The organism is Paenibacillus sp. ATY16 (genome assembly GCF_003399985.2).
Lineage (GTDB): Bacteria > Bacillota > Bacilli > Paenibacillales > Paenibacillaceae > Pristimantibacillus > Pristimantibacillus glycanilyticus.
On sequence record NZ_NMOK02000002.1, the window covers coordinates 162,359 to 174,053 of the forward strand.

Consider the following 11,695-nt stretch of genomic DNA (forward strand, 5'->3'; position numbering starts at 1 on the left):
TTTGGGACGATAAAACAGGTTGAGGTTTTGTAAAATACCCTGTATACTTATTCGTGCATCGGAAAGTTTGACAGACAATCGCTGGCGGCCTTGTTGCCGCGAGAGGAAAGTCCGGGCTCCACAGGGCAGGGTGCTGGATAACGTCCAGTCAGCGCGAGCTGAAGGATAGTGCCACAGAAATGGACCGCCGATGGCTGGTTTACGCCGGCACAGGCAAGGGTGGAACCGTGGTGTAAGAGACCACGAGGAGTATGGGTGACTATATTCCTGGTAAACCCCACTTGGAGCAAGACCGAGAGAACGTAGCAGCCTAGAGCTGCAGCCTTAGCCCGAGGCTCGTTCGGGTTGGTTGCTTGAGCTGTTTAGCAATAAACAGCCTAGATAGATGATTGTCGCTTCGCCCGTGGGAGGGTCGTTCCCGTTATGACCACTAGAAGCACAGAACCCGGCTTACGGCAAACTTTCCGCAACGGACAACAAATTACGCCTCCTGGCATTCGCCGGGAGGCTTTTTTGTTGCTTGTTGCGGAAAATTTAGGTGGTTGGCCGTTGGATCGTCGGGGCCGGAGTAGCTCTTTCGACCGCTATTGTCTACGGCGGACGCTTCGCTTCTCAAGAGGTACTCCTTTTCCTGTTATCGCCAACCCTTTTCCTGCACGACAAGCTCCACTTGCTACTTATACCAAGGAAGCTTAAGCTTATTACATAATGGCAGCCAGGCTACGTTGTACAAAATGCAGGATATTTCGAGGTTTTCAGCAATGTGTGAGATACATTGCCATAAATGCAGGAAATCTTCGCGCAAATGACTTAAAAAGAGCTGGCTTGGCGAAATATACTGTATTTCATACAACATAATTCCTAATACAAGCCTAAACGAGCTAATTATACTGTATTTCGTGCAAGGTGAGCAGCAGGATATTTTACCAAAAGAAAAGCATCCTCGGCGAAAAGGCCAGAAGATGCTTCCATTTTTATATATAAATTGAACGGCGGGAGTCGAGGGTAAGGGCAAGTATGTTTCCAATCAGGAAATGGTCGAGAAACAGCGGCCGGAAGAACATACTGTCCGTCCCAAGCAATCTGCTGTGAACTCCATACTGTCCGTCCTGAGCAATCTGCTGTGAGCTTCATACTGCCCGTCCCGAGCGAAGAGCCGTTCTTAGCTGCCAGCGCTATACCGCCGGCTAATCGCTTCCAGGCGACGTTCGGTTTGACTTGGGAAGTTCTGCAGGGCAGTGGTGTAGTTCGATGCTGCCTTCAGAGCTTTGTCGACGTCGATCAGACCGTAGCCGAAGTAGTTGTCTTTACCCTTGTTGCCAAGGTCAATAGCCGATTTGCGCATAATGTCCATAACCTCTTCATTGTTGAGGTCAGGGTTAATGGAGCGAATCAAGCCGGCTAAGGCCGCTACGTGCGGGCTGGCCATAGAGGTGCCTGACAACGCCGCATATTGGCTGCCCGGATAAGTGCTGGCGATGCTGTCGCCAGGCGCCGCTACGTCAATGTAATCGCCGAAGTTCGAGAACGAAGCTTTGTTTTTCGACGCATCCGTTGCCGCAACGGCAAAAACTTCCGGATATGCGGCCGGATAACCAGGCCGGTCGGTATTGTCATTGCCGCTTGCCGCAACCATCACGACGTCGTGATCGTAGGCATACTTAATCGCATCATGCAGGAATTCGGCCTGCGCATAGTTGCCAAGACTCATATTAATAACTTTGGCGCCATGGTCGGTAGCCCATATGATCCCTTGCGCAACCGAATAGGTAGAGCCTGCGCCGCTGCTGTCGAGCACTTTTACCGGCATAATTTTGTTATACCAGGAGATGCCCGCAACACCTTCGCCATTGTTGACGGTTGCGCCAATAATACCTGCCACATGGGTACCATGACCAACGTCGTCATTCGGAGCGGCATTCGTATCCACGATGTTTGTGCCATTGAGCAGCTTGCCCTTCAAATCCGGATGATCGGCTTGGACGCCGGTATCCAGAATAGCAACGATAACTTTGTCATTGCCTTTGGATAAGCCCCAGCCTTTTTCGGTTTCGATGGAAGGCAGATTCCACTGGTATTGGGAATATAGGGCATCGTTAGGAGTGATGATGTCGGCTGTGTTATCGGACGCGGCCGTTTCATTCGTCAGGTACAGATAATGAGGCTCCACGTATTCGGTTTTCCAAGATTTTTGGAAATAATGAACCATTTTATCGGCATCCATGTTCTTGGAACGGAATACATAGGTATCGCCAACGCGCTGAATTTTCTCGGCATTGATTTTTTGCTTGATTTGTTCTAATTGCTGATTTGTCAGCTTATCCTGGAAATGTACAACCACATCCTTGACATGATAATGGCTGGCATTGCCGTTGTCTTCGCCATCCCGTACTGTCGTTTCGCGGTTGGTATTAGGTTCCACCGATTCGACTCGGTAGTTGCCTTCAGCAGGATAAGGCACAAGCCGCAAATTCCGTTTTTGATGGCGCTCGACCTGCATAACGATATCCTGATTGATGACGCCTACGACACCAATGCCGTTATTTTTGCCGCTAGGCACTCCAAGCACCATGTATCGGCTGCCGGTTTCGCTCATAAACGGCTTGGAGTGATAAGGCTGGCTGGCTTTTACCTTAGCCTTGGCTTCTTCCACATATTGCGACGCTGTTTTGTCCGGGAGAGCGCCGCGGTCTACGCTTCGATCTCCGTTGATCCAGCTGATGTAGACCATATGCTTATGCATGTTCATCATATGGGCTACTTTATCCGACTGCGCCTTCATTGCGCCCGTTTTGGTGTCGCTGCTCATTAGCTTGCGGAATTCCTTGCTGCATTCCGTCGTACAGAGAAGAGCGGTAGCGTCCATATCCTTGTTTAAAGTTTTGACTTTCAGTGTTTTTTCCTGATGCGCCGAGAAATTTCTTACTTCGGATTCAGGTGCTTTACGGTCATTGAAAATATATCGCGTACCGGGTACAACAATGGCTACCAGTGCTATAATGGCACAAAGACCAACCCATTTTCTCGCATTCATTGTTTCTTTCGTCCCTTCATCGCTTTGCCAGCTTAGTTGCAACGCTAATGGATAGGTTGCGCATCGCATGGCCGAAAATATGCGCCGAACAATGTCTGAACCGCCAGTACCAAACGAATGTAATTTGTGGTATCATATTGTTGATGCCTTAGTTTTTTTGTTGTAGTAGAAGAAAGGGGAACTACCTATGCCATCGACCAATGCGAAGTCGCTTAGTGAAACATCGCGTACAAAGTTAAAAGATGCAATTAATCAATTGGAAACGTTTCTTAACCAGTATTCGCTGAACCAATTAATCGGCGAAGAGACTGGAGATGAAGCACAAACGTTCTACAAAGGCCTCTTGTCTGATTTAAGACATCTGTTGGTCTTCTCTGAAGTCTCGGTTGAGAAACTTGGAGTACTGCTCAGACGGCCAAATTTCGATAACGATTTTGCTGAACGCGCCTTGTACGATGTTTATCATCAGTGCGTGAATGCCTTCTTCTATCCGAAGAATGAATGTTATTCGGAAGACGGCCGTTATGCTTACACCGGACAAGACGCCATCCGTTTCCGCTTCAAGCCTATCCGCGAAGCGCGTAACATCGTCCTCAGCGTTTCGAAAATTTACGAAGAGCTCCGCGACGAGCTGGCGTATTATGAGAATGATTACATGACCCAGCGCCGTATGCAGGGGCAAAAATAGGACGGAATGAATCACTTTCGATCAGGGAAACTTGATATCGGAGGTGATTTTTTTATGCCGAAAGGTGTAACCTGCAGCGTGTCCAATTGCGCCTTCTGGAAAGAGGGCAACAATTGCAATGCTGATGCCATTTCCATCGATATTGATCAGCATGCAGACTTCAACGAAGAATTCGCAGCTGATGATCTTGGGCTTTACCATCAGGATCAAGCTACAGAATCATCCGCTACCTGCTGCCACACTTTTAAACCGAAGGAGTGACGGGGAATGGATCAACGAGGCGTAAAAATCACGGATCGTCACAAGAACGATTATCCGCAATACGAAGTGTCTGCGCCAAATGCAATGCCTGACTTGAACGGCGGTAAAGTGGAAGAATGGGCTAACGAGAACAACGTGGGCAACGTCCACGAAGAGATGGCGGCGGATTTCGCTGTGGGCAGTCCAGTCTCCTATGTACCGAGAGAGCAGAAAATCGAAGAAGCGGCAGATGCCGTGGAGTCCGGGGGAACAGCCCTTGGCTGGGTAGCGCTTGTATTTGCGGCAGCATCCTGGTTCCTGTGGCCCGTGGTGCTGGGTATCACTTCAGCCGTACTGGGCTTTATTGCTTTCCGTCAGGGAGCAAGGGCGCTTGGGGGCTGGGCGATGGCAATTGGTCTTATCGCTGTATTGCTTTCATTAGTTATCGTTCCATTTTATTATGCGGTCACCTGAAGAATTGGCCTTGGCAGCAATTGCTGCCGGGGCTTTTTTATGTTCTCCAATCGTACATACGGAAAAGTATTAATGGACTGTCAATAACTTTGGATTGCCGCTCTGCCCGATTTTACCTATAATTTATAGATGTATGGGAGGGAACATCCGATGGTTATTGATATTCAGCAGGCTAGCTGGGAACGTGGGGACAAGCAGGTCCTTCGCGATATTAATTGGAAGGTTCAGCCAAACGAGCATTGGTGCTTGCTGGGCTTGAACGGATCCGGGAAAACAACACTTCTCAATATGATTAACGGCTATATTTGGCCAACGAGCGGACAGCTTTCGGTGCTTGGCAAAAAATTCGGGGAATACGATTTACGCGAGCTGCGCAAAAGCATCGGCTGGGTAAGTACCTCGCTTCAGCAAAAGCTGTACGGCAGCGAAAATGCCATTAACATTGTGTTAAGCGGAAAGTTCGCCACGATTGGTCTTTACGATCGTACAAATGAAGCAGATCGAGACCAGGCGTTGGCTTTGCTGACGAGTCTGGGCTGCGCTTATTTGGCTGATCGCACTTATGATACGATGTCGCAAGGCGAGCGGCAGCGCGTCTTGATCGCAAGGGCATTAATGGCAAAACCGAAGCTGCTTATCCTGGACGAGCCATGCACGGGACTTGACGTTTTTGCGCGCGAGCAGCTATTGTCCATGATTCATAAGGTGGCGAAAGACGGCCCTACCATTATATACGTCACGCATCATGTGGAAGAAATATTGCCTTGTTTCAGTCATACGCTGTTGATTAAGCAAGGTGAAGTTTTTGCTGCGGGAGCGACCAACGATGTTTTGACCTCAGAGCGAATGAGCCGTTTCTTTGATGTTCCGGTAGAGATTGAACGCCGTGACGGCCGGAACTGGCTGTTCGTCAAGCAATCGGAGTCGCTATGGAACTCGAATTAGTTCAATCGCATTTGCAGCCGGAACCGGAACCGCGAAGAAAGAGATTTCTTAGTTGGCTTAGCTCCCGAATAGGGAACCGGCTCGAATACGATGGTCCGCTCTGGCGGTCCGGGGCGGCGGGACTCCTGTTATTCGGATCCGCAGCAATCATAACCGTCGCATTAGGCATGCCGACCGGATTTGGGACGGCTATCGACGTTGGGGCGTTTGTGCTTGCGAATGCAGTGGCTTTACTGATCGCTACCCAGCTTATTTCCATTATCTTATCGTTGCTGTATGTGCCGATACCGCGTTTATTCGTCGGTTTTCTGATTTACGTCGGCTTCGAGTGCTATTATATTTTGTATTATTCGGATTTCGAGATTTGGAATTCGATTCTATGTGCCGTTATCTATACGATAATAGGCGCTGTTGCCGGGGTACTGATCGGTTGGTTCAGCCGAAGCCGCATACGGCTCATATCCGGCATTGTGATTGCCGCCATGTCGGTGACCGGTGTATTTATATGGATGAAAGAGCCTTACGGCGGCGGGCATGCGGCAGCCGTATTCGCCGGGGCGGAGGAGATAGGAGCTTCCGAAGTAGCTGCTATCGACGCCGATAACCCTAGCGAGCCTGGCAGCTACGGCTATCGTTTTTTCACGTATGGGAGCGGAACGGACAAGCAGCGCAAGGAGTATGGAAAAGGCGCTGAGCTGATCTCCGCATCAGTGGATGCTTCCGATTACATTAAGAACTGGTATTGGATGAAGGAAAGGTTCTGGGGCTTTGACGAAGAAAAGCTGCCGCTGAATGGCCGGGTATGGATGCCCGACGGGGATGGCCCGTTTCCACTCGTCCTGATGGTGCATGGCAATCATCTGATGGAAGATTTCTCGGATGCCGGTTACGATTATTTGGGCAAGCTGCTTGCTAGCCGTGGATACATCGCTATTTCGGCAGATGAGAATTTCTTGAACTATTCGGCTTGGTCGGGTATTCCGGATAATGATTTTAAAGTCAGAGCTTGGATGCTGCTTAAGCATATTCAACAGATTCAAGCGTTTAGCGAAAAGTCGGATAGTGCTTTCTATAATAAGGTGGATTTCTCCAATATTGCGCTCATCGGGCATTCTCGCGGCGGTCAAGCCGTAGCAATGGCAGCCGACCGGGATGCCTGGTTTGCCGGCGATCGGAGTCTGGACAGTCTCGATAAGGAACAGGTTCATATTCAAACGGTAATTGCCCTCGCACCCACGGATAAAGCAATCGATAACAAGTCGGCTAATCTTGCCGATGTGAATTATCTAGTCCTGCAAGGGGCTCGAGACGGGGATGTAAATGACTTTTACGGAGACCGGCAATATATTCGGACTAGCTTTTCTCCGGGTTCCGGTTATAGGAAAGCTTCCGTTTATTTATCCGAGGCGAATCACAGCCGGTTTAATACCGAGTGGGGAACGATGGACGAACGTCCGCCGGGCGGTCTTTTCCTGAGTCAACGCGGAATGATGGAGCCCTTAGAGCAGCAGCTGGCCGCTCAAGTCTATGTGTCGGCCTTCCTTGAAACTACGCTCCGCCATCAGGCGGAATACATCCCGCTGCTGCAGGATTACCGCACCGGCCTCGACTGGCTGCCTGATTCCACCGCTTACGTATCCAGATACGAGGACTCGAGCTTTGATACGATTGCAAGATACGACGAGGACCGGAACAAAACAACGCTGCCGGCAGGCGGAAAGCTTGAAGAGGATAACCTGAAATCCTGGGATGAGCTGGACGTGAAGGACCGGGATCACAATAATAAAGGAACGGTTGGTGCGCAGGTCGAGTGGCTGGAGGACAGCTCATATACCTTATCTTTGGCTGAGCCATTCTCGCTTGCAAGCGCGGCTGACGCGAATCGGATGTTTACCTTTTCTCTCGCCAATCTGTCGTCGCAGCTGGATCCCGACCATCAGGAATCCGTGCCCCAGATTCAAATTGAGTTAATGTCAACGGCTGGAGATACCATTATTCTACCGCTGAGTGCCTATATGCCGGTTCAGCAGCCGTTCGTTACGACGTACACCATTATTCCTTGGCTTGAGAAGACCATTAAAAGCGGGAAGTACAAGCATGACACGGAGTCGGTATTCCAGACATTCCGGGTACCGCTCAATGATTTTGCCGAGGCGGTTGACGACAAGGACTTATCCATCAATCAGATCACTTTCCGCTTTATTGGCGGTCCGGGCAAAATCATGCTTGATGATATTGGATTATCCAATTGAATCTCCAAAATAAAGAGCTCCCTGATTGGGGAGCTCTTTATTTTGTTTCATAAAAATTAAGGCTATTCTTCCTTAAATGTAAACCGCCTTGCCGCATACAGGAACGGAGTAGAACAAAGGGATACGATAAATTTAATGACATAGGTCGAAAGAAAGACCGAGACCCATACGCTTCCTTCCAGCGTGCCGGCAAATGCGATGGTGCAAAAGATAAGGGTATCCACAAATTGACTGATAACCGTACTGCCGTTATTGCGGATCCAGAGTTGTCCGGGAGCCGGGAATACCCGCTTAAGAACGGAATAGATCCTCACGTCGAGAAACTGGCTGACGAAATACGCGCACAAGCTTCCGAGCGCAATTTGCGGCATCAGCCCAAAGATCATGTGCAGGGCATCATTGGTGTTATGGGCAAGTCCGGAGCTGTCCGGGTGGAAAACAAGCGCCATCTGCATAATGATCGTTGAGGCAATTAGCGTAAAGAAGCCGAACCATACCGCTTTTTTGGCAGCACGCTCTCCGTACTTTTCGTTAAGCAGATCGGATGCGAGATAAATGGTGCCATACATCGTATTGCCAAGCGTAATGACGATATCAAAAGGCATTTCCACGGTTTTGACCACCTGTACATTCGCCAGTACGGTTGCCATGCCGATCCAGGCGTAAATGCCGACGCGCCCAAATAACCGGTATGAGATCAGAAATAAGGTAAAATGGACGAGCATAAATAGCGCGCCAAACCACAAATTAAACATATTGCCTCCCTGTAGGTCTCGAATAAAGTAAGCGATGCGCGGAACTTGCAGCAGGGCATCGCAAGGTGTATGATAGATTTTCTGCCTTTGACATTATAATCGCTTGTTATCGGTGGATCAATACTCCCGCCAAAGGACGGAGAAACCGTTTCACCTTGAATTTAGAATTCTCCGGATTGAAACGCGCTCTCCCACCAAAAGGCTGGAGAAACCGTTTCACCTTGACAGGCAGATTTTGTTACAATGGTAAACGAACTTTTAATCGTATTTCGCGTAATTACGCTTGAAGGAGAGGATCAATCATGCAGGACGAGCAGCGAATCGAGGAGCAGAAGCGAGTGGACCGAGTGATGCGGCTGATTCGCGAGCAGCTGGGCAAGCTGCTGCAAAACTCAAGCGGTATGCGGGAAGATATCGTGGACATCCGGAAAAATTTCTGGGACGATGTTACGCTGAATTTCGAGGATGCGTCTGAAGCGGCGGAGTCCGCTGCGAGCCTGAAGCAGCAGGCTGAGGTGCTTGCGGAGCGGGAGCACAGCCACAGGCATGCATCGCAGCAGGTGAAGCTATTGCGTAAGCTGGAGCAGACCCCGTACTTCGGGCGCGTTGATTTTATAGAAAATGGCAGCTCCGAGGAAGAGCGGATCTATCTTGGAGTTGGGTCCATGCTGGATGAAGGCGGGTCGAATTATTTGATTTACGACTGGCGCGCGCCAGTCTCGAGTCTCTACTATGATTATTCGCCGGGTCCGGCTTCCTATGTAACTCCTGCGGGATCGATAGAGGGGCGGATGACGCTGAAACGCCAATATGTCATTCGCCGAGGGCAAATCGACGGTATGTTCGATACCGGTGTCACCATCGGCGACGAGCTACTGCAAGAGGTGCTTGGCAAGCATTCGGATGCCCAGATGAAGAGCATTGTAGCTACGATTCAGCGGGAACAAAACCAGATTATCCGCAATGAACGGGCAAGGCTTCTGATTGTTCAAGGTGCGGCCGGAAGCGGTAAAACCTCTGCGGCGCTGCAGCGCGTAGCCTATCTGCTATACCGTTACAGGGGATCGCTGCAAGCCGATCAAATCGTCTTGTTCTCGCCAAACCCGATGTTTAACAGCTATGTCGCGACGGTTCTTCCGGAGCTTGGCGAACAGAATATGCAGCAAACAACTTACCAGCAATACCTCGAGCATCGCATTGGGCAATCGTTTGCGCTGGAAGACCCGTTTGCTCAGATGGAGTATACGCTTGGAAGCATGGAGGATCCGGATTACGAAACGCGCATCGCCTCTATTCGACATAAGTCGGGCGCATCCTTCATGAAAGTGATTGAGCGTTATGTCGATACGCTTGGTGAATCGGGTTTATTGTTTAAAGCGATCAAGTTCCGGGGACGCAAGCTGATTGCGGCAGAAGCTATCGAAGAGCATTTTTACAGCTTGGACAAAAGCTTCACGATTCCGAACCGGTTCAAGATGACAGCCGATTGGCTGCTTAAGGAGCTGACCAGGCTAAGCAAGGAAGAACGGAAGAAACAGTGGGTAGAAGACGAGATGGAGCTGCTGGATAAAGAAGCATACATTCATGCGTTTAATGAGTTAAACCGCAAGGAGCGCTATACCTCGGACTCCTTTGATGATTTTGACCGCGAAAAAGATGTGCTGGCTACCATGATCGTCCAGGAAAGGTTCAAACGTTTGCGGAGCCGCGTGAAGAAACTAAGATTTGTCGACACGCAGACCTTATACCTTCGATTATACGAAAGCGAGCAGCCTCCATGGCTTGTCGAAGAAAGTCGGCTTGAATGGGAGGCGATCCGCAAGCTTACCGTGGAACAGCTTAAGCATGGAATACTTACTTATGAAGACGCAACGCCTTACTTATATATGAAGGATTTAATTGAAGGCTTCCAGACCAACACATCGGTAAGGCATCTGTTTATCGATGAAGCGCAGGATTATTCGCCATTCCAGTTCTATTATTTGAAGAGAGTTTTCCCCATGGCGAAGATGACGGCGCTCGGCGACCTGAACCAATCGATATTCGCGCATGCCGCTTTGGGGAATGGATTCGATCCGCTGGGAGAGCTTTACAGCAAGGAAGAGACTGAGACAATAGTGCTGACTCGCAGTTATCGTTCGACAAAACCGATTGTCGAATTTACGAGCAGGATGATCGAGGGCGGAAGTCGAATCGTGCCGTTTAATCGTAACGGTGACGAGCCGACGGTAACGGCTGTTGCGAATGTATCGGAGCTGCACGGGATGATTGCGGAGCGAATCCGGCGCTTGCAAGAGGAAGGCGCAAATTCCATTGCGGTCATTTGCAAGACTGCGGAGGAAAGCCTGACAGCTTATGAGGCATTGGAACAGAACTGTCCCGGAACGAGGCTGATTGAGAAGGAGACGGTAACCTTCGAGAACGGCACCGTCGTCATTCCGTCTTATTTGGCCAAAGGCGTGGAGTTTGATGCCGTTATTCTGTACAACGCTTCAAGCGACGTTTATGGCAGGGAGAGCGAGCGCAAGCTGTTCTATACCGCATGCACCCGCGCCATGCATGAGCTGCATCTGTACTATCTCTCGGAACCGACACCGTTCCTGACGGATGCCATGTCCAAAAAATAAGTCAGCGATTACCGGCCGTTACGTACCTCCGGCCAGATATCGCTGACTGCAACCTGCAATTCTCCTGCAATAAGCTCAGCCGTTAACCGGTTGGGCTTTTGTATATGTCCATTTCGAAGCTTGGAGATGGTCTGCAAGGAAATATTCGTCGCGGCAGCCATCTGGTTGGCGCTTATATCCCGCTTGGCCATCCACATCTTAAGCCGTTTGGAAGAGTCATAGACTTGCTTGATCGCCGTTAACGGCTCTTCTCGCGCATGTTCGCTCTTGCTTCCGAAGATGATCAGCGCATATCTGGCCTCATCCTGATCGGATATGGTCAAAGCCCGGAATTCCAGATGCACGGCAATCTCATCTTGTTTGGCGGATATCAGGGTTGTCTCCTGCGTAAAATGCAGGCTGCTGTCGCACGGCAAATAATGGGCTATAAGCAGCTCGATCGACATTCCCTTCAACTGCTCCTGTTTATATCCGGAAAGCCTGCAGAAGGCTTCATTTGTTTCATGTATCGTTGTTGACGCCCTTGATACTCGGATAAGTATCATCGGCTGGTCAAGTATTTGGAAGATTTGGTAAAATGCAATCAAAATTGGTCCTCCTTAATTCCAAGCACGCCAATGCACAAAATCGAGTATAAGCTTTACGCTTGTACTATACAATAGCTTTACTATATTTAACAA

9 protein-coding genes and 1 other RNA gene are annotated in these 11,695 nt (G+C 49.7%); 7 read left to right on the forward strand and 3 right to left on the reverse strand.

Features of this window, described 5'->3' with window-relative positions; translation table 11 throughout:
• Positions 1-62 precede the first annotated feature (62 nt).
• Positions 63-468: RNase P RNA component class A (gene rnpB / locus CFI03_RS01495), an RNA gene on the forward strand.
• A 694-nt stretch (positions 469-1,162) separates the two neighbouring features.
• Here rnpB and CFI03_RS01500 read toward each other — a convergent pair.
• Entirely contained in the window at positions 1,163-3,034 is a 1,872-nt protein-coding gene (locus CFI03_RS01500) for a S8 family peptidase (RefSeq protein ID WP_248756269.1), read from the reverse strand.
• 187 nt (positions 3,035-3,221) lie between these two features.
• On the opposite strand from CFI03_RS01500, the gene CFI03_RS01505 reads away from it, so the two are divergent.
• The 5 genes from CFI03_RS01505 (at position 3,222) to CFI03_RS01525 (ending at position 7,633) form a co-directional block, all read left to right on the forward strand.
• A complete protein-coding gene (locus CFI03_RS01505; protein ID WP_127496378.1) occupies positions 3,222-3,722 on the forward strand; it encodes a YpuI family protein in 501 nt (166 codons plus the stop codon).
• 54 nt (positions 3,723-3,776) lie between these two features.
• Positions 3,777-3,983 (forward strand): DUF1540 domain-containing protein, encoded by a 207-nt coding sequence (locus CFI03_RS01510; protein WP_127496377.1) that lies wholly within the window; start codon positions 3,777-3,779, stop codon positions 3,981-3,983.
• 6 nt (positions 3,984-3,989) lie between these two features.
• Positions 3,990-4,436: a DUF4190 domain-containing protein gene (locus CFI03_RS01515; protein WP_127496376.1), complete on the forward strand. Its 447-nt coding sequence runs from the start codon at positions 3,990-3,992 to the stop codon at positions 4,434-4,436.
• 150 nt (positions 4,437-4,586) lie between these two features.
• On the forward strand, positions 4,587-5,381 hold the full coding sequence (locus CFI03_RS01520; RefSeq protein ID WP_248756270.1) for an ABC transporter ATP-binding protein: 795 nt from the start codon (positions 4,587-4,589) through the stop codon (positions 5,379-5,381).
• Positions 5,366-7,633, forward strand: coding sequence for an alpha/beta hydrolase family protein (locus CFI03_RS01525; RefSeq protein ID WP_248756271.1), 2,268 nt, complete (start codon positions 5,366-5,368; stop codon positions 7,631-7,633). Before CFI03_RS01520 ends, CFI03_RS01525 begins: the two co-directional genes overlap by 16 nt.
• Positions 7,634-7,695: 62 nt before the next feature.
• On the opposite strand, the gene CFI03_RS01530 is transcribed toward CFI03_RS01525, so the two are convergent.
• A complete protein-coding gene (locus CFI03_RS01530) occupies positions 7,696-8,388 on the reverse strand; it encodes a queuosine precursor transporter (RefSeq protein ID WP_248756272.1) in 693 nt (230 codons plus the stop codon).
• A 302-nt stretch (positions 8,389-8,690) separates the two neighbouring features.
• On the opposite strand from CFI03_RS01530, the gene helD reads away from it, so the two are divergent.
• Positions 8,691-11,015, forward strand: coding sequence for an RNA polymerase recycling motor HelD (gene helD, locus CFI03_RS01535; protein WP_248756273.1), 2,325 nt, complete (start codon positions 8,691-8,693; stop codon positions 11,013-11,015).
• An 8-nt stretch (positions 11,016-11,023) separates the two neighbouring features.
• Here the strand turns inward: helD and CFI03_RS01540 are convergent, their stop codons facing one another.
• Positions 11,024-11,602, reverse strand: coding sequence for a helix-turn-helix domain-containing protein (locus tag CFI03_RS01540; protein ID WP_248756274.1), 579 nt, complete (start codon positions 11,600-11,602; stop codon positions 11,024-11,026).
• Positions 11,603-11,695: the final 93 nt, after the last annotated feature.

Coding starts and splice junctions, on each gene's coding strand:
- CFI03_RS01500 (WP_248756269.1), bottom strand. CDS start 3,034: ATGAATGCGAGAAAATGGGTTGGTCTTTGTGCCATTATAGCACTGGTA.
- CFI03_RS01505 (WP_127496378.1), top strand. CDS start 3,222: ATGCCATCGACCAATGCGAAGTCGCTTAGTGAAACATCGCGTACAAAG.
- CFI03_RS01510 (WP_127496377.1), top strand. CDS start 3,777: ATGCCGAAAGGTGTAACCTGCAGCGTGTCCAATTGCGCCTTCTGGAAA.
- CFI03_RS01515 (WP_127496376.1), top strand. CDS start 3,990: ATGGATCAACGAGGCGTAAAAATCACGGATCGTCACAAGAACGATTAT.
- CFI03_RS01520 (WP_248756270.1), top strand. CDS start 4,587: ATGGTTATTGATATTCAGCAGGCTAGCTGGGAACGTGGGGACAAGCAG.
- CFI03_RS01525 (WP_248756271.1), top strand. CDS start 5,366: ATGGAACTCGAATTAGTTCAATCGCATTTGCAGCCGGAACCGGAACCG.
- CFI03_RS01530 (WP_248756272.1), bottom strand. CDS start 8,388: ATGTTTAATTTGTGGTTTGGCGCGCTATTTATGCTCGTCCATTTTACC.
- helD (WP_248756273.1), top strand. CDS start 8,691: ATGCAGGACGAGCAGCGAATCGAGGAGCAGAAGCGAGTGGACCGAGTG.